Genomic DNA, 19,602 nt, shown 5'->3' on the forward strand with positions numbered 1-19,602 from the left:
TCCTCGTATCCCAAACAGCTCTTCCCCTCATCGACGGAAGTGCACCACACGCCTTCAATAGCCCGGTCTAGTTTCTGGTCTTGTAGTGCTGCCGAGAAAGAAAAGGTTGTGGCGCTTCCTAGAGCGACTACAAGGACAAGCCGGCGAATTGTGCTGAACATTATTTCTGTTGGCCTTCAGATGGGCATTTGCATAGACTTAGAGCCACCGCGCGTGCCGGCTCGATCCCAGCGCGCGGCAACCATGCAGGATTGCAATGATATGGACTCGGGCAGTTTGCTATTGCCCCTCCTCAAAAACTCAGCGTTGCAGCGCCTCGCTTGATCAGCTCGTGCATCACGCTCGACCCCCGGCGCATTGGCGCCTGCAGCTGGGCGCGAAACATTTGAAGAGCAGCGAGTGCCGATCAAGATCATTGCCGACCACGCAAGGTACGAGTCGGAAGCAGCCTTCAACCGGGCGTTCAAGCGGCGCTTCGGCGTGCCGCCGGGAGACTGGCGGCGAAGGCAGGCACAAGGGTTGGGTTGATCGGGAGATGAACGGCGCCATGGCATCTGTTTGCAAAGAGTCTGCATGAAATCAGCAGGGTTGAAGGGCACCGTCTCCATCGAGCTCGTGCACGAGGCAATACACGCTGCGGCGCTCAGGAACATGGACATCAGCAGCGTGCTTGAAAGCGCAAAACTGGATCGCGATCTGCTGAACGCTCCGCGCGCCCGCATTTCGGCCGCGGCCTATTCGCGCATGTGGGTGGCCTTGGCCGACCTGATGGACGACGAGTTCTTCGGCCTCGACAGCCACGGGCTTCGCCGCGGAAGCTATGCGCTCATGACGCGCGCGGCCGTCAGCTCCGACAACCTGGAGCACGCGCTGCGCCGCATCCTCAGGTTTCTTCACGCCACATTGGACGACTTTCACGGGGAGCTGGTCCGCTCGGCGGACGAGGCCCGCGTCATCTTGCATGACGGGGGCGTGCTGCGCCGGCTGTTCGGCTACGGCACCTGGTTCATCCTCGTTCATGGCCTGGCATGCTGGCTCGTGCACAGGCGGATTCCCCTGCGCGAGATGCAGTTCCGGTGCCCGCCTCCTGGCGATGACAGCCACTACCGTACGCGGTTCTGCGAGAACGTGAAGTTCAACGGCGAGACCACGCACATCACGTTCGCAAGCGATCTGCTGGATTTGAAGATCGCGGAATCTCCGGACACGGTCGACAATTTCTTGCGTGCGGCACCGGCCAACCTGCTGGTCAAGTACCGCAACGATGCAAGCACCAGTGCGCAGGTTCGCAACAGGTTGCGCAGCCAGTTGCCCGATGCCTGGCCGGAGCTGGAGAAGCTTGCGCAGGAACTCTGCGTTTCCGGCACCACGCTCCAGCGCCGCCTGCAACAAGAGGGCGTGAACTACCAGCGCGTGAAGGACGACCTTCGGAGGGACATTGCCATCGATCTGCTGTCGAGCGCGACATTGACGGTGGCTGAGGTCGCGGCCCGGACGGGCTTCCAGGAAACAAGCGCTTTTCATCGCGCTTTCAAGAAGTGGACAGGTGTCAGCCCCGGCGCCTATCGCTCCTCTCGCCCTGGCCGGGAATAGGCGCTCCCAGGAAGAGCTTCGCATGCCCAAAGGCCCCGATCGAATCGAGGCGTCCGGGCATGGGCTTCGGTCTCTCGCAGAACTAACCTCCGCTCGCACCCGCAGCTGGCGTGCGCCAAGCGCTTGTTGAAAGCAAGGAACCCCTGGAATGAACCGAATGATGGCACCGCCGCTCAGCGCAGAAACTCTGCAAGCGGCAGTCGATTGGGCAATTGCCACCCGGCGCAGCGTGAGAGCGTATTTGCCAAGGCCTGTGCCACGGGAAGAAATCGAAGCGATCCTATCGACCGCGCGCTACAGCGCTTCAGGCATGAACATGCAGCCCTGGCATGTGCATGTGCTGACCGGGCCTGCGAAGGCGAGCTTGTCCGCTGCCATTGCGGCGCTCGACGACGATCCCCGCAGATCTGGCGAACTGCTGGAGCCTTACGACTACTACCCGCGTGAATGGTTCTCCCCTTACCTCGAGCGGCGCCGCAAGGTCGGCTGGGACCTTTACGGCCTGCTTGGCATTGCCAAGGGCGACAAGCAGCGCATGCACCTGCAGCATGGCCGCAACTACCGGTTCTTCGATGCGCCTGTGGGCCTGTTCTTCACGGTCGACCGCTCGCTCCAGGAAGGAAGCCTGCTGGACTACGGCATGTTCCTGCAGAGCGTGATGGTGGCCGCACGAAGCCGGGGCCTTCACACCTGCCCGCAAGCCGCCTTCCTGAAGTTTCATCGCCAGATCGGCGAGCTGCTGGAAATACCCGCGGGCCAGATGCTCGTTTGCGGCATGAGCCTGGGCTACGCGGACGATTCGTCGATCGAAAACTCCCTCGTCACCGAGCGGGAGCCGGTTTCCTCATTCACGACGTTCCACAACAATGCAAAGGAGACAAGAGCATGAGCGCGGAATCCTACGGAAAAGGCCTCGACCGCTGCGAGGCCAATCATGTGCCGCTGACGCCACTGGGCTTTCTCGATCGCGCCGCTCTGGCGCATCCGGAACGCCCGGCCGTGGTGCACGGCGATCTGTCGCGAACCTGGGCGCAGACGCGCGAGCGCTGCCATCGCCTTGCTTCGGCGCTGGTGATCCGCGGCGTTCAGCCGGGGGACACCGTTTCTGTGCTGGCGCCCAACACACCCGCCATGCTGGAAGCGCATTTCGGCGTCCCGCTGGCAGGCGCCGTTCTCAATGCGATCAACCACCGCCTGGATGCCGAAGCGATTGCGTTCATCCTGCGCCACGGCGAATGCAAGTTGCTGATGGTCGACCGCGAGTTCTCTGCAACGGTCGCCTCTGCCTTGAAGCTGCTCGATGAGCCTCCCGCGGTCATCGACATCAACGACCACCTCGCGCCACCCGGTGAACGCATCGGCGAGACCGACTACGAAGCCTTGCTCGCGAGCGGAGACCCGGCCTTTCCCGGCCGCTGGCCGAGCGATGAATGGCACCCCATTGCCCTGAACTACACCTCCGGTACCACGGGAGACCCGAAGGGCGTGGTCGCCAGCCACCGCGGCACCTACCTCATGAGCCTGCTGCAGATCACGAACTGGGCCATGCCGCGGGCGCCGAAGTATCTGTGGACGCTGCCCATGTTCCACGCGAACGGATGGTGCTTCACCTGGGCCGTCACGGCGGCGGCCGGCACCCATGTCTGCCTGCGCAGAGTGTCGGCCGAGGCGGTGCTGGCGGCTATCGACAGGCACGAGATCGATCATCTGTGCGCGGCGCCGGTCGTCATGGCCATGCTCGCGGACTCGGCGCAAAACATCAAACTGTCTCGCCCCGTGCGCGTGCTGACCGCGGGCTCCCCTCCTCCGCTTGCCGTGCTCAACAGCGTGTTGGCCATGGGTTTCGACGTGGAGCACGTCTTCGGCATCACGGAGGTTTGCGGCACGCCGGTGAGTTGCGCGTGGCAAGACGGCTGGGACGATCTTCCCAAAGACGAGCAAGGCAAGCTGCGGGTGCGCCAGGGCGTGCGCGCCTCCATGTTCGAAGGCCTCATGGTCGGCGATGCGGACACCCTGGCACCCGTTCCGCACGACGGAAAAACCGCGGGGGAGCTCATGCTGCGCGGCAACACGGTGATGATGGGCTACTTCAAGAACGAGGCCGCAACGCGCAAGGCGCTCGCCAACGGATGGTTCCGTACCGGGGACGTCGCGGTGCTCCACGGCAACGGCTATGCGCAGATCACCGACCGTTCGAAAGACGTGATCATTTCGGGCGGCGAGAACATCTCTTCCGTCGAAGTCGAGGACGTCGTCCACGGTCACCCCGCAGTCTTGCATGCCGCCGTGGTCGCCCAGCCCGACGAGAAATGGGGAGAGGTGCCCTGCGTGTTCATCGAACTCAGGGCCGGTGCCATGGCGCCGTCGGAGCAAGAAATCATTGCCTTCTGCCGGGAGCGGCTGGCGCATTTCAAGTGTCCGCGCCGCGTGATCTTCAGCAGCTTGCCGAAAACGGCCACGGGAAAGATCCAGAAATTCCGGCTGCGCCAGCAAGCCGGAAGCCAGCAAGCCATCACCGGGCTCGCGAGGCCGCATGACTGAATTCGAACCCGCCGCCGCGGCACCCATAGTGCCCGGCTACCGTTTCTCGCGGACGCACGCCTTCGACGAAGAGCAAGTCAGGAGGTTTGCCCTGGCCGCGGGAGACGACAACCCCCTGCACCACGATGCGGAGTTTGCAAGAGGCACGCGCTTCGGCGGATTGATAGCAAGCGGCACGCACACCACGTCGCTGTTGATGGGGCTGACCGCCAGCCACTTCGCCAAGAAAGGAAATGTGCTGGGAATCAACTTCTCGGTCGACCTGCTGCGTCCCGTGCGGGCGAGCGAGACGGTGCTCATCGAATGGAATGTCTTGTCGATCGCGGCCCGCCCGAGAGGAGGCAGCATCATCGAGATGCAGGGCTGGGTAAAAAGCGCGGATGACCGGACCAGCGTTCTTGCACATGGCACGGTGCTGCTCAATGAGTACAACTGAGGCATCCCATCGCGTCTTTGGCAGAAAACGAGGCTTTGTTGTCATTGCCGCGGTAAAGCGCAGCTCCTAGACTCGCCGCTCCAATGCCAGGAGCAAGGGGCCAGCGCCATGTCAAAGCTTCGATTCAGGATCTCGATTTCGCTGGACGGGTTTGTCGCCGGTCCGCACCAAAGCTTGCAGGAACCGCTCGGGGTTGGCGGCGAGCAATTGCATGAATGGGTGGTCCCGCTGGAGGCCTGGCGCCGGCCGCATGGGCTGGATGGCGGCGTGGTGAACGAGAGCACGGCGGTGATGGAAGACGAACTCACCAATATCGGCGCGACCATCATGGGCCGCAACATGTTCGGCGGCGGCCCAGGGCCGTGGGACGAGACTAATCCCTGGAACGGCTGGTGGGGCCGCAATCCGCCGTTTCGTCACCCAGTGTTCGTGCTGACCCACCACGCACGCGAACCCTTGGTGATGGAAGGCGGCACGAGCTTCACGTTCGTGACCGACGGCATCGAGAATGCACTGGACCAGGCCCGGCGCGCGGCAGGCGGAAAGGACGTGGCACTGGCGGGCGGGGCCAACGCCGCGCAGCAGTACCTGAAAGCCGGCCTCGTCGATGAAATGCAGCTGCACCTTGCGCCGATCTTGCTCGGCGGTGGGGAACGCCTGTTCGACGGCGTCAACACCCTGCATTCCCTTGCCCTGGTGAAGACGGTCGCGGCGCCGAACGTGACCCACCTGAAATTCGCGAGAAAGTAAAGCTACCGCAACGGCTGCTGCACAAGCTGGAGCTCGTTGCCGGAAGGATCGCGCAGCGTTGCAAGAATGCCGCCCCATGCTTGCTGCTCCGGAAGACCGGAAAACGCAACGCCGAGCGAGGCCAGCTCGCTGTACTTCGACTGAACGTCCGCAACGTCGAACGACAGCCCAGTGAAGCGTCCGATAAGGGCCTGGTCTTCCGCGGGGGCATCCGCATCGACACGCTCGACGACCAGGCTCATCGGTCCTGCGTCGAACACGCGAAAGCCCTCTTCGCTTCGCGGCGACTTGAGCTGCAAGCCAAGCAGCTCTTCGTAGAAGCGGGACGCGCCCGGCAGGTCTCGAACAAAAATGCGTGCGGTGCGAAGCTGCATGGTCTCTCCTGGCGAGCGTTGGTGGATGGCTAGGTCATACGAAAAACGGAGGGCGAATCCTTGCTTGCAATCAGTGAAGCGTCACGACGATGGGAGCACCCTTGGTGATGATCATCGTGTGTTCATACTGCGCCGACAAGTTTCCGCTTGCGCCTGCGAGCGTCCAGCCATCAGGCGCTTCCGTCACGATGCGGCTCTTGGTCGAAAGAAACGGTTCGATGGTGATGACCATTCCCTCCTGTAGGATGCGCTTGTCCGAGGGATCGAAGTAGCCGGCAATGTGTTCCGGCTCTTCATGCAGCGCGCGGCCGACGCCGTGGCTTCCGAGGTTTTCGATGACCTTGAAACCATAGGCCTTTGCGGTACGCTCGATGGCCGCGCCAATGGCGTTGATCGGCTGCCCCGCCCTGGCGCTCTTCATTGCTTCGGCAAGGGCCGTGCGCGTTGCGTGGCAGAGCCGGGTCTTCTGCGGGTTGGTCGGAGGCACCACAATGGTCCCGCCGGTATCGGCAAAGTAGCCGTCGAGTTCCGCCGATACATCGATGTTCAGGACGTCCCCTGCCTTGATGATCCGGTCTCCGGGTATTCCGTGCGCCGCTTCCTCATTGATGCTGATGCACGTCGCCCCCGGAAACTTGTATGTCAGCCTCGGTGCGGATCGCGCGCCCTGTTCTTTCAGCAGCTGCTCGCCCAGCGCGTCGAGCTCGCGCGTGGTCATGCCGGGTTCTGCCGCATCGAGCATCTGGCGCAGCACGAACGAGACTATTCTGCCGATCCGTTTCAATGCTGCGACGTCGTCCTGGGTTTCGATGGTCATCTGAGGTATTTGTGGAAGATTCGGTTGAAAGATCTTTTTTGGCTGGCGCATTGGCCTTGGAGGGCATTATCCGGTACCTATGGCGCCGGTACGCGCCAAACAAACGAGGGAGAGCCTTGAACGTGAATCTGCATCTTCAGGGGGCTGCGTGAGCGAAGCCCCTGTCCTTCAAGACCCCGACCTGCTGCGGCGGCTGCTGCGCGCAAAAGACCGTATGGACGCCGCATCGCACGAAGAATGGCCCGTGGGCCGGCTCGCAGAGGTAAGCGGCGTGTCCGAGGCCCACTTCGCGCGATCGTTCAAGCAGGCCTTCGGCATTCCGCCGCACCGCTATCTGCTCACCCGGCGCATCGAGCGCGCGATGGCCTTGCTGCGCGAAACCGACCGGTCCATCACCGACATCGCCTTCGACACGGGCTGGGCGAGCCTGGGCACCTTCGGGCGCACCTTTCGCGACATTACCGGCCACAGCCCGAGCGCGGTGCGCTCGCAAGGCAAGCAGACGGTGCGCGAGCTCGGCGCGGTGCCCGAGTGCATTGTGAGCGCCGCGCGCCGGCCCGGGCTCACGACCGCAGTTTCGGAGAAGCGGCGCCAGGCGGCAAACGGTACAAACAGGCCCGAACAAACACAGGAGAGTTCATGAAGCAGGGCATTGATGTAGTCGGTTTGTATGTGCGCGATCAGGACGAGGCGCTTTCGTTTTATGTAGACAAGCTCGGGTTTCGCGTCCACACGGACGTGGGCAACGGCGGCTATCGCTGGCTCACCGTGCAGCACCCGGAGCAGCCCTCGTTCCAGCTTGGCCTTTTTCTGCCCGGCCCGCCGGTGCACGACGAGGCAACGGCGCAGGCGCTGCGCGCCATCGTGGCCAAGGGCGCGATGCCCCCGCTGGTGCTCACGGTGGCCGACTGCCGCGCCGCTTACGCCCAGATGCTTGCCAAGGGGGTGGAGTTCACGCAGGAGCCGGTAGAGCGCTATGGCACCCTGGACGCCGGCTTTCGCGACCCTTCCGGAAACGGGTGGAAGATGATCCAGGGCCGCGGCTGAGCGCCGGCGGCACGCCGCCGCAGGGCACTGCGGGCGAGTTGCTAAAGTCCGCGCATGTTCAGATCAAGGCTTTCACTGGCGTTTGCCGCACTGGTCACGCTGGTTTGCATCCAGGCGGCCTTCGTCTACTGGGGCTCGGCGCGCGTCAATGTCTACACGCAGCACAGCCGGCTGGCGAGCGACATCCTCTCCGAGCTGCTGGAACTGTCGGCCAACAAGCAGCGGCTGCGCGTATGGGCGTCGCAGCAGTTGATGAACGCGGGAGCCTCCAGCGAAACGCGCGACCGCTGGTTGGCGGGCATGCAGGCCAGCGCGGCCCGGCTCAACGAGCTGGCGCATCGCGACCTGGCCGTGTGGACCGAGATTGCGGCCAGCGATGGCTCCGCTGTACCCGCGGAGGTCACGCAGCTGGTCGACGCGGTAGACCTCTTGGACGCCAACATTGCCGACGTGCATGAGCGGTTGCTGCGCCTGACGCCGCTGGAGCGAGGTGCCGAGTTCTCGGCCGTATGGCAGGAGCTCAACCAGGTGTTCGACGTGACGCGCGGGCGCGACCTGCGCGAGCTGGTGAACGGCGCCATCGAGCGCCAGCGGCGCACGGTGCCGGTTGCCCGCGCCGCCACCGAGCGCGGCCTCGAGGCGCTGCGCCTGAAGGCCATTGCGCTGGCGGCGCTCACGCTGGCCGCGGCCGTGCTGATGGCGGTGCACCTGAACCGCCGTCTGCAGCGGCCGCTCGAACGCCTGCTGGCCGGCACGCAGGCCCTGCAGGCCGGCAACCTCGACCACCGCCTGGCCCTGGGGTCGCACGACGAGTTCGACCGGGTGGCCGAGCATTTCAACGCCATGGCGGTCGAGCTGCAGCAGCACCGCAATGCCGCCGAAGCCGCCCGGCGCCGGCTGGAAGATGCGGTCGAAGCGCGCACCGCGGAGTTGCGTAGCGCGCACGAAACCCTGCAGCAGATCGACCAGCGGCGCCGGCAGCTCTTTGCCGACCTCAGCCATGAGCTGCGCACGCCGGCCACGGCCATTCGCGGCGAGGCCGAGATCGCGCTGCGCGGAAGCGACAAGCCGCTCGCCGAATACAAGCAGACGCTGGGGCGCATCGTCGGCGGCGTGAAGCAGCTGGCCGGCGTGATCGACGACCTGATGCTGATCGCCCGCGCGGAAGCCGACCAGCTCGTGATGCGGCCCGGCCAGGTCGAGTTGCAGCAGCTGGTAGCCGACGCCGCCGAACAGGCCGAAGCGCTCGGTGCGCTGCATGGCGTGCGGGTGCAGCTCGATGCGCAAGACGGCACCGCGGCGCAGCCGGTGCACGTGCATGTGGATGCCGACCGCGTTCGCCAGGCGCTGATGATCGTGCTGGACAACGCCGTGCGCTATTCGCATGCGGGCGGCACGGTGCGCCTTGGCTGGCGCGAGCGCGGCGAGCAGGTCGACATCGTCGTGCAGGACGAGGGCATCGGCATCGACCCGCACGAAATGCCCACGGTGTTCCAGCGCTTCCACCGCGGACGGCGGGCACGCGACCACCGGGTGGAAGGCACGGGCATTGGGCTGTCGATTGCGCAGGCCATCGTGGGTGCACACCATGGCCACATCGGCATCGACAGCGTTCCCTTTGCCGGCACCACCGTCAGCATCAGCTTGCCGAAAGTGCGCGGCGACGAGACCGCGTTGCTGGAGGCGGCATGAACATTCTCATCGTGGAAGACGATCCGCGCGTCGCCGATTTTCTGCTGCGCGGTTTGCGCGCCGAGGGTTATGGTGTGCAGCTTGCGCGCACCGGCACCGAGGGCCTGGAGCGCGCGCGCGGCGGCGATCTCTCGCTGCTGGTGCTCGACCTCATGCTGCCCGGTCTGAGCGGCCTCGAACTGTGCCAGACGCTGCGCGCCGAAGGCCACCATGTGCCGGTGCTGATGCTCACCGCCATGAGCACCCTCGAAGACAAGGTAAAAGGCCTGCGGCTCGGTGCCGACGACTACCTCACCAAGCCGTTTGCATTCGAGGAACTGCTCGCGCGCATCGAAGCGCTGATGCGCCGCGGCCGCGAACAGCGCCCGAAGGCCAGCACGCTGCAGCTGGCCGACCTGGTGCTCGACCGCGAGAGCATGCAGGTCACGCGCGCCGGCCGGCCGGTCTCTCTGACGGCGCGCGAGCTGGCCTTTCTGGAGCTGTTGATGAGCGCCCCGGGGCGCGTGTACAGCCGCGAACGCATCCTGTCGAACGTGTGGGGCACCAACGAGGACCCGCTGACCAACGTGGTCGATGTGTATGTGCGCCGCCTTCGCAGCAAGATCGACGACGGCCATGCGCTTGCGCTGCTGAAGACCGTGCGCGGCTTCGGCTACCGGCTCGACGCACAGGAAAGCTGAAAAGAAGCTCGCCCGCGTTCATGCGCTGTTCATCTGCACGTTAATGGTTTGTCATTCCGCGCAGGGCCTGGCGTTCATCCGCTCCGCCAACACTTGATTCCTGCGCCGCGATGCGGTGCAGCGCCGACTGAAAACGGCGTAGCTTTCACCTTACTGCACAGGAATCAAAATGAAGATGCGACTTCTCGCGACCACCACCGCCACCAGCCTGCTGGCCCTTAGCTTCGCTGCCGGCGCCAATGCCGCCTCCGGAGCGGCGACTTGCGCCCCGGTGACGCAAGCGCAGGTGAGCGCGCTGTTCGACCGCTGGAACGATTCGCTGCGCACGCTGGACCCGGACAAGGTCACTGCCAACTACGCACCCGACGGCGTGCTGCTGCCCACCGTGTCGAACAACCCGCGCAGCACGCCTGCGGAAATTCGCGACTACTTCGTCAAGTTTCTGAAGGGCGAGCCACGGGGCACGATCGACAAGCGCATCATCCGCATCGGTTGCAACGTGGCGCAAGACGTGGGCACCTATACCTTCAAGTTCAAGGACGGCACATCGGTGCACGCGCGCTACACCTACGTGTATGAACTGGTGAACGGCCAGTGGCTCATCGCCCATCATCACTCGTCGGCAATGCCCGAGACGGTTGCGGGCAAGTAAACGGCCGCACGCGCTGCCGCTGGCTTGCTCAGTCCTTCGCCTTCTTCGAGGCCTTGGGCTTGCCCGAACTGTTGAACGCCACCGCCTCCTGGACCAGCGCCTTGAACGCCGCCCCGTCGATTGTTTCTCCTTCGAGAATGTCGATGGCGCGGCGCACGTTTCCGTCGAGGCTCGAGTTGAAAAGCCGGGCCGGGTCTTTCAGCGAGGCGCCCTTGGCGAAGGTGAGCTTCACCTTGCCCTTGTAGGTTTCGCCGGTGCAGATGATGCCGTTGTGCGACCACACCGGCGTGCCCATCCATTTCAGCTCCTCGACGACCTCCGGGTCCGCCTGCTTGATGAGTTCGCGCATCTTGCCGAGCGATTCACCGCGCCAGTCGCCGAGCTCGGCGATTTTTCTGGAGATGAGCTCCGGTGCCGGCAGCTCCTGGCTTGCGTCCGTCTTTTTCATGTCTCGTCCTGAAGGTTCTACGGGTACTTCGATTTCCAATGGCCGTGGAGGATAGCCGTGCGCGAGGGCAATGCAAGTCCTGCCGCCTGTCGTGTGGCACGATAAAAGCATGCTCGAGCCATCACGCCGCATTCCATACCGAACCTGGCCAGGCGCGCTCGCTGTACTGCTTGCAATTGCGGGGTATGTCGGCGGCCTGAAACTGTGGGACAGCCGCACGCCGGGCAGCCGACCGTTGCCCGCGGGCGAAACGGTGGCCGTCGGGCACGCGCGGTTCGTTCCCGCCGAAGGGTGGGAAATGGACGTGTCCCGCTCCCGGGCGGGCAGGTCCTTGATGCTGTTCAAGGGCGGCCACAAGTTCTTGGTGACCACCGGGCCATGGGCGGGCGGGCCAGGCGGGCCGATGACGCGGCAGCAAAGGCTCATGGAGCGCGGCCAGGGCCTGCAGATCGACGGCGACGTGTCCGGCTTTGTCACGCCGTGGGGCCTGCAGGGCAACACCTTTGCCTACTACGGTTCAAAGCTGGCAGGCCGGTTCTGGCAGGTGGTCGACCTGCAGCGCCGCTCGCTCGTGCAGATCGATGTCTACGGTGCCAGCGACGGCCTGAACGAGGCAATGGCCGACGCGCGCGACATGCTCGAATCGATGGACCTGGAGGCTCCGCAGTGAACCTCGAACTTGCCGACCAACAGGATCGCGCCGAATGGCCGGTGGGCACCGATTCGTTCTTCCAGCCGCGCCGTGCGGCCTTCTGGCTGCTGGCGGCGCTAATCGTCAACGGGTTGTTCTACACCTTCAACATGTTCTCGGTGGGGTTCCGGGTCGTTCCCATCACTGCGTTGCTGGGGCTGCTGGTGTGGGGTATCTACACGCTGGTTTTTCTTCTGGTGTTTCGTACGCTGGACCTGCTCGAGCAGCATCCGCCCGAGGCTTTTTTCCTCGCATTTGCGTGGGGCGGCCTGGGTGCGGTCTACTTTGCAGCGCCGGCGAACATTGCCATTCAAAGCCTGTGCGCCAAGCTGGTGTCGCCCGATTTCGTGGCGGTCTGGGGGCCAGCCATTGCGGGCCCGATCACCGAAGAGTTTTTGAAGCTCGCGGGCGTGGTGCTGCTGATTCTTGTGGCGCGCAACCAGTTCCAGACCTACCTTTCGGTGCTCATCGTGGGGGCCATGACGGGGCTGGGCTTCCAGGTGGTCGAAAACCTCACCTACACCGTCAACGCCTCCATGCATTTTCCGCTCGAGAACCAGGTGTACCCCGTGCTGCTGAACCTGCTGACGCGCGGGCTGCTGAGCGGGCTGTGGAGCCACGCGGCCTACACGACGATCGCGTCTTTCGGCGTCGCCTGGTTCCTGCTGCACCCCGAACGCCCCATGGCGGCAAGAATCGGCTGCGCCCTTCTGTGCTTTGCGCTGGCCTGGGCCATGCATTTCATCTGGAACTCGCCGTGGCTCGAAGATCTTTTCGACGGTGGCTACGGCGAGATGGCGGTGCTGCTTGTCGTCAAGGGCATTCCCGCGATGATTGCGGCCGGGCTCTTCTGGCGCGTGGCCGCCCGTGAGAACGGCGCTTACCTGCACGCCCTTGCGGCCTACTTCGTGCCCGAGCGCGATCTGATCCGTGACGACGAGTGGGTTCGCCTGGGCGCGCCTTTGTCGCGCTACAGGGTTCGCATCGAAATGGGCTGGACCTTCGGCCTGCGCGCACGGCGCCTGAAAACCCAGCTTCAGCGCGAGCAGCTGCGGCTCATTCGCAAGGCCATGACCTACGGCCGCGGGGCGCAGACGCTGCGGCACGAGTTGGCGATACGGCGGCTGCGCGCCATGCTCGATCCGCTCATCGCACCCCGACCCTGAGGCACTCGCTAGCCCTGGCGTGCAAAACGGCCCGGCGGCTGGCCCACATGGCGGCTGAACGCGGTGCTGAATGTGCTGGCGGAGCCGTAGCCCACGCGCTCCGCAACTTCCGCAATGCCCACGTCGCTGCGAGCCAGCAGGTCTTTGGCAATCGCCATGCGCCAGGCAAGCAGGTATTCCATGGGCGGCAGGCCCACGGCGCGCGAGAAGCGCTCGAAAAATGCCGAACGCGACAGTGCGGCCTTTCTTGCAAGATCGGCCACCGTCCACGATTGCGCGGGATCGCCATGCAGGTGCCGCAGCGCGGCCGACAACCGCGGGTCGGCCAACCCGCGGAGCAGCCCCGGCGGCGCGCACTCCCCAGGCGTGGAGCGCAAGGCTTCGATCAGCAGCAGTTCGACAAGGCGTTCGAGGACGAGATCGCGCCCCGGTTTCTGCTGGAGCGACTCTTCCCTCACGAGCTGCACCAGCACCGAAAGGCGCCCGATGTCCCGCACGTGCAGCAGCGTTGGAAGCAGCGATGCCAGCAACGATGCGTCCGGCGATTCGAAGGCAAAGTAGCCGCCGAGCATTCGCACGTCCGGAGGGCCTTCGCGCCTGCCGTGGCGAATTTCTTCCGTTGGCGCGGGCACCTTCTTGGCGTCTACAAACACCGGCCCTGCCGGTTCCAGGCCCGACATGGTGAACCCCGGCGTGGCCGGCATGAGGACGAAGTCGCCAGCGGCAAGGGCAAGAGGCTCTTGCCCGTCTACCGCAAGGACGCATTCGCCCTCGAGCATGGTGCAGAAGCTGGGCTCGCCGAACTCCGAGTAGCGCACCGCCCAAGAGCCCGCGCCGCTGATGACCTTCGAATACACCGCGCGCGGGCGCAGCAGCTTGACGATGTCGGCGAGCGGATCGGACATGCCGGACTCCTGCAAATAAAAGAAGGACTATAGGTTATTCAAAGTCCGGCTCCGCGCCGATATCGTGGCGCACCTTCAAACAAATTCAAAAGGAACCCAATGAAGACCGTCCTGATCACCGGCTGCTCGTCTGGCTACGGCCTAGAAACCGCGCGCCACTTCCACGCGCAAGGCTGGCATGTCATTGCAACCATGCGCACGCCGCGCGCCGAGCTCATGCCTCTGTCGGAACGCCTGCGCGTGCTGCCGCTCGACGTGACAAAGCCAGAGAGCATTGCCGCCGCGATTGACGCTGCGGGGCCCATCGACGTGCTGGTCAACAACGCGGGGCTGGGGCTCTTCGGGGCGTTCGAGGCAACGCCCATGGCCACCGTGCGCGAGATATTCGAAACCAACACCTTCGGCATGATGGCGATGACTCAGGCCGTGCTGCCGCAGTTCCGGCTCCGGAAGTCGGGTGTCGTCATCAACGTCACATCCACTGTCACCCTAGCGCCCATGCCCCTGGTGGCGGCGTACACCGCGAGCAAGACCGCCATCGAAGGCTTCACCGAGTCGCTGGTGTTCGAGCTCGCCCCTTTCAACATTCGCGCGAAGCTCGTCGAGCCAGGCTTTGGGCCGGGCACGCAATTCACGGCCAACGGCACGGAGCGCATGCAGGGCCTGATTCCCGAGGCGTACGCACCGTTGGCGCACAGCGTGTTCGCAGAATTGGGAAACCCGACGGCAGTGACCACCGCGGCCGATGTGGCCGAGGCGGTGTGGCGGGCAGCGAACGACCCCGCGCCGACGGTGCGGTATCCGGCCGGTGCGGATGCAATTGCGCTTTCCGGCGGCAAGTAAAGGCGCCGACGTCTACCGGCACATCGCCGCACATCAGGAGGCCACGTCAGACTACAGCCGCGTAGCGCCAGGCCTTTTAGCGTCCTGCTTTTTGCAGAGCCGCAGCATGGCGATCCACTCCTGCTTGGCACTGCATCGGAGCGCTGGCCTTGAACCCTTCGGATGATCCGACAGAGCCGAGTTTTTCAAGCCGCAAACGCTGGCTCGGCAAGGCGTTTGCATGCGCCACCCTCGCTGCAGTTCTGCTGGGCGCATGGGCGGTCGCGACCGGCAGGCTGGGGATTCCGGACCGCTTCAATCCATGGGCGCCGCTCGACGTGAGTGCGCCGCCCGGCTGGCTGACTGGCTACAAGCTTTCGCGCGCCCGCAGCGAGCCTGCGCGCTGCCTTGCCGCGCTGGCACAAACCGGCATGCAGTACGACCTGTTGCCGGACCGGGTCACCGCGCCGGGCTGCGGCTTCAAGAACGCGGTGAGGCTGCGCTCCGCCGGCGTGCGCCTGGGCACGGCGCCTTCGCTGAGCTGCCCCATGGCGCTGTCCTTCTTCATGTGGGAGAGACACGCACTGCAACCCGCCGCCATGCAGCACTTCGGTCAGCCGGTGGCGGCGGTCGAGCACCTGGGCAGCTACGCCTGCCGCAACGTGAACCGCGGCGAAGGCGCCGTGCCGGGTGCTTCGCGCAGCCGGCATGCGACGGCCGATGCGCTCGACGTTGCCGGCCTGACGCTTGCCAACGGCCGGCGCATCACGGTGCTGCAGGCCTGGCCCCGCAGCGGGTCCGCGGATGCTGCAAGCACCCACGATCCCGCCGCCCTGCTGCTGCGCGATGCACACCGCGGCGCCTGCCGCTTCTTCAACGGCGTCCTGGGCCCCGACTACAACGCGGCCCACCGGGACCACCTTCATCTGGAAACCGGCGGGTACGACGTGTGTCGCTAACGGCGGCTTCGTTCAAGACTCGTCGTGGCGCAGACCCGTTGAAGCACCTTGCGAAAGAGATGAGAACCTTGGAGCTACATCGCCTGCGCCCGCCCTGAAAAGAGCTAGGCGGCCGCATTGGATTCACACACAATCCCGCCGGTGTTGAAGTTTGCGCACGGCAAACGCCCACCGCTCCCATTGCGAAACTACCAAGGACCGCCAATGCATTGCCCGATCCGCCGCTCCCTTGCCACAACCGCTGCGGCCCTGAGCCTGGCTGCCCTGCTGGCCTCGTGCGGTGGTGGTGGTGGTGGTGGCGGCGGCGGAGGCGGCGGAGTGATCGGTGTTCCGGCGGCTCCTCCGCCCACCACGGCCCAGCTGCCCGAACGCGAGGCGCTCATTGCCCGCGCCCGGGCTCTCGAACTGAACACGCCTTATGTGCCTCCTCCCGGCAACGTGCTGGAGCACCATACCTCCGGCTATGCGAAGACGATGTGTTCCGCCGTGTTCATCACGGGCATCGATCCCGATGTTGCGGCCGAGAGCCTCGGCTACTTCGTGGGGCCTTATGAGCAGCGCAAGAACGTTGGCAAGCCAGTGGTCGACCGTGTGAAGAAGGAAGTCCGCATCTCGATCCCCAACGGCGCGACGCTCGTGGCGCGCCACTTTGGCTCGCAGGGCTGCGTTACGCTGCCGGCGGGCAGCGACGGCGTTTTCTTCACGCCCGTCGAGGTCAAGAGCACCCTGCCCGACCCTGCGACCCAACCCTGGCCAATGGGCGAGGTGCTGCCCGGCGACCCGCCGCCCGCGGAAGTCAACATGGCGAAGGTCAACGAGGCCGTCGAGGCGGCGTTCGGGGTGCCGGAGGCCTACACGGCCGCCTTCGTGGTCACGCACAAGGGGCGCATCGTCGCCGAGCGCTACATGAACGGCATCGGCCCGACGACGCCGCTCGAATCGTGGTCGATGGGCAAGAGCGTCGTTGCCACCATGATGGGCGTGCTCATCAACCAGGGTGTGTACAAGCTCGACCAGCAGGCACCGATTCCCGAGTGGCAAGGGGCCGGCGACGGCCGCCAGCAGATCAAGATTTCCGACATCCTGCAAATGTCGAGCGGGCTGCGCATCAAGGCGCCCGACGATCCGGACTTCGATCCCAACGGCACCTACCCCGATCACACCTACTACTACACGGGCCGCATCAACGCCTTCAACTACGCCGCCACGCGCCCGCAGCAATGGCCGCCCGGCGCGGTGGGCCGCTACCGCAACACCGATCCGGTGCTCGCCAACTACCTGGTGCGCCTTGCGGTGGAAAAGCGCGGCGAGGAGTACCTCTCGTTTCCGCAACGCGCGCTGTTCGACAAGATCGGCATTCGCTCGATGGTGATCGAGACCGATCCTTACGGCAACTTTCTCACGCAGGGCTACGACTTCATGTCGGCGCGCGACTGGGCCCGCTTGGGCAACCTCTACCTGCAGGACGGCGTGTGGAACGGCGAGCGCATCCTGCCCGAAGGCTTCGTCAACTTCGTGAGCAGCGTTGCACCGGCATGGGCCGCGGACAAGCGCCCCATCTACGGCGGCTTCTTCTGGATCAACGGGATGAGTTCGCTGGCAGCGCCGACGTCTGCCTACTACATGCTTGGCGCCGGAGGCCAGTTCGTGCTGGTGATTCCTTCGCACGATCTCATCGTCGTGCGGATCGGGCATTCCAAGGGCCAGTGGTTCGCAACTTCGACGCTGAACAGGGCACTTGCGCTACTGACCGCCGCGGTGCCGCGCGTGCGCTGACACCGGCAAGCAATCAGGACGCGGGGGCGCCCTTGCGCAAGGTCGGCAAGCCCACGCCGGCGGCATCGAAGCCGCCGTCCACCGCAAGCACCTGGCCGTTGATGAAGCTGGCCTCGTCGCTGCACAGAAAGCCCACCGTGTTGGCCATTTCTTCCGTCGTGCCGTAGCGGCCCAGTGGAATGGTGTCGTAGTAGTCGGAGCGGATTGCCACGGTGTGCACGAGCTTGGCCATCTCGGTCTCGACCGGCCCCGGGGCGATCACGTTCACGCGCACGCCGGCATTGCCGAGTTCGACCGCATGCTGCTTGGTCAGGTGGATGAGCGCCGCCTTGCTGGTGCCATACGCAACCCGCAGCGTGCTCGCGCGCAGGCCGGAAATGGAGGCGACATTGACCACCGCACCGCGCCCGCGCGCCACCATCAGCGCACCGAACGCCTGAGTGCACAGGAACGCGCCGTCGAGGTTGGTGCCGAGCACCGTGCGCCACTCTTCGAACGAAGTCTGGAGCACCGGCTTGAACACCGCCACGCCCGCGTTGTTGACCAGTGCATCGACATGGCCGAAGCGCTCGACCACGGCCTTGGCGGCGCTGGCGACCTGCGACGGATTCGAGATGTCGCAGTGCAAGCCGAGCACCCTCTCGGGTTGAGCCAGATCGGCCACCGCCTGATCGAGCGTGGAGACATCGATGTCGAGCAGCGCGACGTTGTAGCCATGCGCGAGGAACCAGCGGCCGATGGCCAGGCCGATGCCGCGCGCACCTCCGGTGACGACAGCGACGCGAGACGGAGCGGAGAGATCAGTCATGGAAGTTTCTACCGTGAGCAGAGTGGTGCAGGCGGAATTGTGCGCCCGAGGGAGTCAGCGACCGAACACCAACAGCAGGTTGTTCGCAGGCATCGGATGGCGGTCGCGCAACGAGAGGCCCGCTGCGCCCGCCTCTGCCGCCACGTCTTTCAGGCGGCGAATGCCCCAGGCGGAATTGCGTGAACGCAAGTCTTCATCGAACGCCAGGTTGCTGGGTGCGGGTGCAGCGTCTTCTTCGAAGTAAGGCCCGTAAGTGATCAACAACCCGCCGGGAAGCAGATGCCGCGCCGCCCCTTGCATCAGCGCGGCGCACGCCGCCCACGGTGCGATGTGCAGCATGTTGGCGCAGTAGATCGCGTCGAACTTCGCTTCTTCTTCGCCTTGAACGAACGCAGGGCCTTGCGGTAGCCATTGCGGCGTCATCACATCGAGCAGGAGCGGCGGCCGGAGATTGGGCAGTGCGGCTTCTTCGACGCGCCCCTCGAGAGCGGGGAGCATGCGGGCATCCGCGTCGGTAGGCTGCCATGTCCATCGAGGCATTGCCGCTGCAAACCAGGCAGCGTGCTGGCCGGTGCCGGATGCGATTTCCAGCGCAGCACCGCGCTCGCCGAGGATGCGTATCAACGCATCGAGGATGGGTTGCTTGTTGCGGTCGGCGGCTGGGCTGTGGGGTAAATCGGGCATTCTGGAATCGGCGCGGATGGAATGATCTGGAGGGTATCAGGACGAGGCTCACTCGAAGGCGTGAGCGGATCGGCACTGGATTTGAGAGATCTGGCACTTTGCGCGCCTTCAATGCGTGCCTAAACTCGCTTTCTCGTCACATCGCCCAAAAGCAGAAAAAAGAGCTACCAATGTTCAATCACATCATGATCGGCAGCAACGACATCGAGCGCTCTCAACGCTTCTACGATGCGGTTCTTCGCGTGCTCGGCGCGGAGGGCGGGCCTGTCCGCAATCTTGCGCCAACGGGCCATGTTCGCCTGTTCTACCGGCACGATGGAAATACGTTGGGGATCAGCGAGCCCATCGACGATCAGCCCGCCACGTGCGCAAACGGAGGAACCATCGGCTTCAAATGCGCGACCCCCGAGCTGGTGAAAGAGTTTCACGACGCTGCGGTGGCGCATGGCGGCGTATCTATCGAAGATCCCCCGGGTCTGCGTGACGAGGCGTTGGGCCGCTATTACCTTGCCTATGTGCGTGACCCCGATGGGAACAAGCTTTGTGCCATTCACCGGGTGCGTTCCTAGCCTTCACATCACCCCTGCAGGGAGGCCAAGCCATTGTGCTGGTCGGTGGCCAGACCTTCGACGTGTTCAACCAGCTGTCAGCACAAGGTCTTTTCGAAGCGCGCTGGCTCCTTTGGGACAAGTCGGTCATCCAGGGTTCGAGCAGGGTTGCCGTGAAGCGCGGCCTTTGCGCCAGGCGCAGGACCCCAACGT

Annotated in this window: 23 protein-coding genes; 17 read left to right on the forward strand and 6 right to left on the reverse strand. The window is 64.7% G+C overall.

What is annotated here, in order from left to right; all coding sequences use genetic code 11:
- The first annotated feature begins 399 nt into the window (after nucleotides 1-399).
- From GOQ09_RS20245 to GOQ09_RS20270, 6 genes are all read left to right on the forward strand, one after another.
- Nucleotides 400-528: a helix-turn-helix domain-containing protein gene (locus GOQ09_RS20245; protein ID WP_242630894.1), complete on the forward strand. Its 129-nt coding sequence runs from the start codon at nucleotides 400-402 to the stop codon at nucleotides 526-528.
- A 45-nt stretch (nucleotides 529-573) separates the two neighbouring features.
- On the forward strand, nucleotides 574-1,593 hold the full coding sequence (locus tag GOQ09_RS20250; RefSeq protein ID WP_157615154.1) for an AraC family transcriptional regulator: 1,020 nt from the start codon (nucleotides 574-576) through the stop codon (nucleotides 1,591-1,593).
- A 148-nt stretch (nucleotides 1,594-1,741) separates the two neighbouring features.
- Nucleotides 1,742-2,482, forward strand: a complete 741-nt coding sequence (locus tag GOQ09_RS20255) for a nitroreductase (RefSeq protein WP_157615155.1) — start codon at nucleotides 1,742-1,744, stop codon at nucleotides 2,480-2,482.
- Complete coding sequence (locus GOQ09_RS20260) at nucleotides 2,479-4,134, forward strand: AMP-binding protein (protein ID WP_157615157.1); 1,656 nt, start codon at nucleotides 2,479-2,481, stop codon at nucleotides 4,132-4,134. The genes GOQ09_RS20255 and GOQ09_RS20260 overlap by 4 nt, the downstream gene beginning before the upstream one ends.
- The gene (locus GOQ09_RS20265; protein ID WP_157615159.1) at nucleotides 4,127-4,570 is read left to right on the forward strand and encodes a MaoC family dehydratase; all 444 of its coding nucleotides are present in this window, start codon (nucleotides 4,127-4,129) and stop codon (nucleotides 4,568-4,570) included. Before GOQ09_RS20260 ends, GOQ09_RS20265 begins: the two co-directional genes overlap by 8 nt.
- Before the next feature lie 108 nt (nucleotides 4,571-4,678).
- Nucleotides 4,679-5,320 (forward strand): dihydrofolate reductase family protein, encoded by a 642-nt coding sequence (locus GOQ09_RS20270; RefSeq protein WP_157615160.1) that lies wholly within the window; start codon nucleotides 4,679-4,681, stop codon nucleotides 5,318-5,320.
- Nucleotides 5,321-5,322: 2 nt separating this feature from the next.
- Here the strand turns inward: GOQ09_RS20270 and GOQ09_RS20275 are convergent, their stop codons facing one another.
- Complete coding sequence (locus GOQ09_RS20275; protein WP_157615161.1) at nucleotides 5,323-5,694, reverse strand: VOC family protein; 372 nt, start codon at nucleotides 5,692-5,694, stop codon at nucleotides 5,323-5,325.
- A gap of 70 nt (nucleotides 5,695-5,764) precedes the next feature.
- A complete protein-coding gene (gene map, locus GOQ09_RS20280; protein WP_157615162.1) occupies nucleotides 5,765-6,511 on the reverse strand; it encodes a type I methionyl aminopeptidase in 747 nt (248 codons plus the stop codon).
- 148 nt (nucleotides 6,512-6,659) lie between these two features.
- Between map and GOQ09_RS20285 the strand changes: the two genes are divergently transcribed.
- From GOQ09_RS20285 to GOQ09_RS20305, 5 genes are all read left to right on the forward strand, one after another.
- The gene (locus tag GOQ09_RS20285) at nucleotides 6,660-7,154 is read left to right on the forward strand and encodes a helix-turn-helix transcriptional regulator (protein ID WP_157615164.1); all 495 of its coding nucleotides are present in this window, start codon (nucleotides 6,660-6,662) and stop codon (nucleotides 7,152-7,154) included.
- Nucleotides 7,151-7,558, forward strand: coding sequence for a VOC family protein (locus GOQ09_RS20290; RefSeq protein WP_157615165.1), 408 nt, complete (start codon nucleotides 7,151-7,153; stop codon nucleotides 7,556-7,558). Before GOQ09_RS20285 ends, GOQ09_RS20290 begins: the two co-directional genes overlap by 4 nt.
- Nucleotides 7,559-7,612: 54 nt before the next feature.
- Nucleotides 7,613-9,250 (forward strand): sensor histidine kinase, encoded by a 1,638-nt coding sequence (locus GOQ09_RS20295; RefSeq protein WP_157615167.1) that lies wholly within the window; start codon nucleotides 7,613-7,615, stop codon nucleotides 9,248-9,250.
- The gene (locus GOQ09_RS20300) at nucleotides 9,247-9,930 is read left to right on the forward strand and encodes a response regulator transcription factor (protein WP_157615169.1); all 684 of its coding nucleotides are present in this window, start codon (nucleotides 9,247-9,249) and stop codon (nucleotides 9,928-9,930) included. Before GOQ09_RS20295 ends, GOQ09_RS20300 begins: the two co-directional genes overlap by 4 nt.
- A 169-nt stretch (nucleotides 9,931-10,099) precedes the next feature.
- The gene (locus tag GOQ09_RS20305; protein ID WP_431769284.1) at nucleotides 10,100-10,582 is read left to right on the forward strand and encodes an SgcJ/EcaC family oxidoreductase; all 483 of its coding nucleotides are present in this window, start codon (nucleotides 10,100-10,102) and stop codon (nucleotides 10,580-10,582) included.
- Between the two features lie 28 nt (nucleotides 10,583-10,610).
- Here GOQ09_RS20305 and GOQ09_RS20310 read toward each other — a convergent pair whose 3' ends face one another.
- Nucleotides 10,611-11,030: a DUF1801 domain-containing protein gene (locus GOQ09_RS20310; protein ID WP_157615171.1), complete on the reverse strand. Its 420-nt coding sequence runs from the start codon at nucleotides 11,028-11,030 to the stop codon at nucleotides 10,611-10,613.
- Nucleotides 11,031-11,139: 109 nt separating this feature from the next.
- On the opposite strand from GOQ09_RS20310, the gene GOQ09_RS20315 reads away from it, so the two are divergent.
- Entirely contained in the window at nucleotides 11,140-11,700 is a 561-nt protein-coding gene (locus GOQ09_RS20315) for a hypothetical protein (RefSeq protein WP_157615173.1), read from the forward strand.
- The gene (locus GOQ09_RS20320) at nucleotides 11,697-12,887 is read left to right on the forward strand and encodes a PrsW family intramembrane metalloprotease (RefSeq protein ID WP_157615174.1); all 1,191 of its coding nucleotides are present in this window, start codon (nucleotides 11,697-11,699) and stop codon (nucleotides 12,885-12,887) included. The genes GOQ09_RS20315 and GOQ09_RS20320 overlap by 4 nt, the downstream gene beginning before the upstream one ends.
- 8 nt (nucleotides 12,888-12,895) lie before the next feature.
- Here the strand turns inward: GOQ09_RS20320 and GOQ09_RS20325 are convergent, their stop codons facing one another.
- Complete coding sequence (locus GOQ09_RS20325) at nucleotides 12,896-13,792, reverse strand: AraC family transcriptional regulator (RefSeq protein WP_157615176.1); 897 nt, start codon at nucleotides 13,790-13,792, stop codon at nucleotides 12,896-12,898.
- 99 nt (nucleotides 13,793-13,891) lie between these two features.
- Here GOQ09_RS20325 and GOQ09_RS20330 point away from each other — a divergent pair, with 99 nt between their 5' ends.
- The 3 genes from GOQ09_RS20330 (at nucleotide 13,892) to GOQ09_RS20340 (ending at nucleotide 17,349) form a co-directional block, all read left to right on the forward strand.
- Nucleotides 13,892-14,635 carry an SDR family oxidoreductase gene (locus tag GOQ09_RS20330; RefSeq protein ID WP_157615178.1) on the forward strand — a complete coding sequence of 248 codons (744 nt, stop codon included), beginning with the start codon at nucleotides 13,892-13,894 and terminating at the stop codon, nucleotides 14,633-14,635.
- A gap of 149 nt (nucleotides 14,636-14,784) precedes the next feature.
- Nucleotides 14,785-15,573 (forward strand): extensin family protein, encoded by a 789-nt coding sequence (locus GOQ09_RS20335; protein ID WP_431769285.1) that lies wholly within the window; start codon nucleotides 14,785-14,787, stop codon nucleotides 15,571-15,573.
- A gap of 204 nt (nucleotides 15,574-15,777) precedes the next feature.
- On the forward strand, nucleotides 15,778-17,349 hold the full coding sequence (locus GOQ09_RS20340; protein ID WP_157615180.1) for a serine hydrolase domain-containing protein: 1,572 nt from the start codon (nucleotides 15,778-15,780) through the stop codon (nucleotides 17,347-17,349).
- 13 nt (nucleotides 17,350-17,362) lie between these two features.
- Here GOQ09_RS20340 and GOQ09_RS20345 read toward each other — a convergent pair whose 3' ends face one another.
- Together GOQ09_RS20345 and GOQ09_RS20350 are read right to left on the reverse strand one after the other, a co-directional pair.
- Nucleotides 17,363-18,157: an SDR family NAD(P)-dependent oxidoreductase gene (locus GOQ09_RS20345; protein ID WP_157615182.1), complete on the reverse strand. Its 795-nt coding sequence runs from the start codon at nucleotides 18,155-18,157 to the stop codon at nucleotides 17,363-17,365.
- Nucleotides 18,158-18,211: 54 nt separating this feature from the next.
- Nucleotides 18,212-18,841, reverse strand: coding sequence for a DUF938 domain-containing protein (locus GOQ09_RS20350; RefSeq protein ID WP_157615184.1), 630 nt, complete (start codon nucleotides 18,839-18,841; stop codon nucleotides 18,212-18,214).
- A gap of 170 nt (nucleotides 18,842-19,011) precedes the next feature.
- Between GOQ09_RS20350 and GOQ09_RS20355 the strand changes: the two genes are divergently transcribed.
- Entirely contained in the window at nucleotides 19,012-19,410 is a 399-nt protein-coding gene (locus tag GOQ09_RS20355; RefSeq protein ID WP_157615186.1) for a VOC family protein, read from the forward strand.
- Nucleotides 19,411-19,602: the final 192 nt, after the last annotated feature.

The organism is Variovorax paradoxus, assembly GCF_009755665.1.
Taxonomy (GTDB): Bacteria; Pseudomonadota; Gammaproteobacteria; order Burkholderiales; family Burkholderiaceae_C; genus Variovorax; species Variovorax paradoxus_G.

Excerpts from the sequence above, each read along its gene's own strand:
- GOQ09_RS20250 (WP_157615154.1), top strand. The coding sequence starts at position 574 with ATGAAATCAGCAGGGTTGAAGGGCACCGTCTCCATCGAGCTCGTGCAC.
- GOQ09_RS20255 (WP_157615155.1), top strand. The coding sequence starts at position 1,742 with ATGAACCGAATGATGGCACCGCCGCTCAGCGCAGAAACTCTGCAAGCG.
- GOQ09_RS20260 (WP_157615157.1), top strand. The coding sequence starts at position 2,479 with ATGAGCGCGGAATCCTACGGAAAAGGCCTCGACCGCTGCGAGGCCAAT.
- GOQ09_RS20265 (WP_157615159.1), top strand. The coding sequence starts at position 4,127 with ATGACTGAATTCGAACCCGCCGCCGCGGCACCCATAGTGCCCGGCTAC.
- GOQ09_RS20270 (WP_157615160.1), top strand. The coding sequence starts at position 4,679 with ATGTCAAAGCTTCGATTCAGGATCTCGATTTCGCTGGACGGGTTTGTC.
- GOQ09_RS20275 (WP_157615161.1), bottom strand. The coding sequence starts at position 5,694 with ATGCAGCTTCGCACCGCACGCATTTTTGTTCGAGACCTGCCGGGCGCG.
- map (WP_157615162.1), bottom strand. The coding sequence starts at position 6,511 with ATGACCATCGAAACCCAGGACGACGTCGCAGCATTGAAACGGATCGGC.
- GOQ09_RS20290 (WP_157615165.1), top strand. The coding sequence starts at position 7,151 with ATGAAGCAGGGCATTGATGTAGTCGGTTTGTATGTGCGCGATCAGGAC.
- GOQ09_RS20295 (WP_157615167.1), top strand. The coding sequence starts at position 7,613 with ATGTTCAGATCAAGGCTTTCACTGGCGTTTGCCGCACTGGTCACGCTG.
- GOQ09_RS20300 (WP_157615169.1), top strand. The coding sequence starts at position 9,247 with ATGAACATTCTCATCGTGGAAGACGATCCGCGCGTCGCCGATTTTCTG.
- GOQ09_RS20305 (WP_431769284.1), top strand. The coding sequence starts at position 10,100 with ATGAAGATGCGACTTCTCGCGACCACCACCGCCACCAGCCTGCTGGCC.
- GOQ09_RS20310 (WP_157615171.1), bottom strand. The coding sequence starts at position 11,030 with ATGAAAAAGACGGACGCAAGCCAGGAGCTGCCGGCACCGGAGCTCATC.
- GOQ09_RS20315 (WP_157615173.1), top strand. The coding sequence starts at position 11,140 with ATGCTCGAGCCATCACGCCGCATTCCATACCGAACCTGGCCAGGCGCG.
- GOQ09_RS20325 (WP_157615176.1), bottom strand. The coding sequence starts at position 13,792 with ATGTCCGATCCGCTCGCCGACATCGTCAAGCTGCTGCGCCCGCGCGCG.
- GOQ09_RS20330 (WP_157615178.1), top strand. The coding sequence starts at position 13,892 with ATGAAGACCGTCCTGATCACCGGCTGCTCGTCTGGCTACGGCCTAGAA.
- GOQ09_RS20340 (WP_157615180.1), top strand. The coding sequence starts at position 15,778 with ATGCATTGCCCGATCCGCCGCTCCCTTGCCACAACCGCTGCGGCCCTG.
- GOQ09_RS20345 (WP_157615182.1), bottom strand. The coding sequence starts at position 18,157 with ATGACTGATCTCTCCGCTCCGTCTCGCGTCGCTGTCGTCACCGGAGGT.
- GOQ09_RS20350 (WP_157615184.1), bottom strand. The coding sequence starts at position 18,841 with ATGCCCGATTTACCCCACAGCCCAGCCGCCGACCGCAACAAGCAACCC.
- GOQ09_RS20355 (WP_157615186.1), top strand. The coding sequence starts at position 19,012 with ATGTTCAATCACATCATGATCGGCAGCAACGACATCGAGCGCTCTCAA.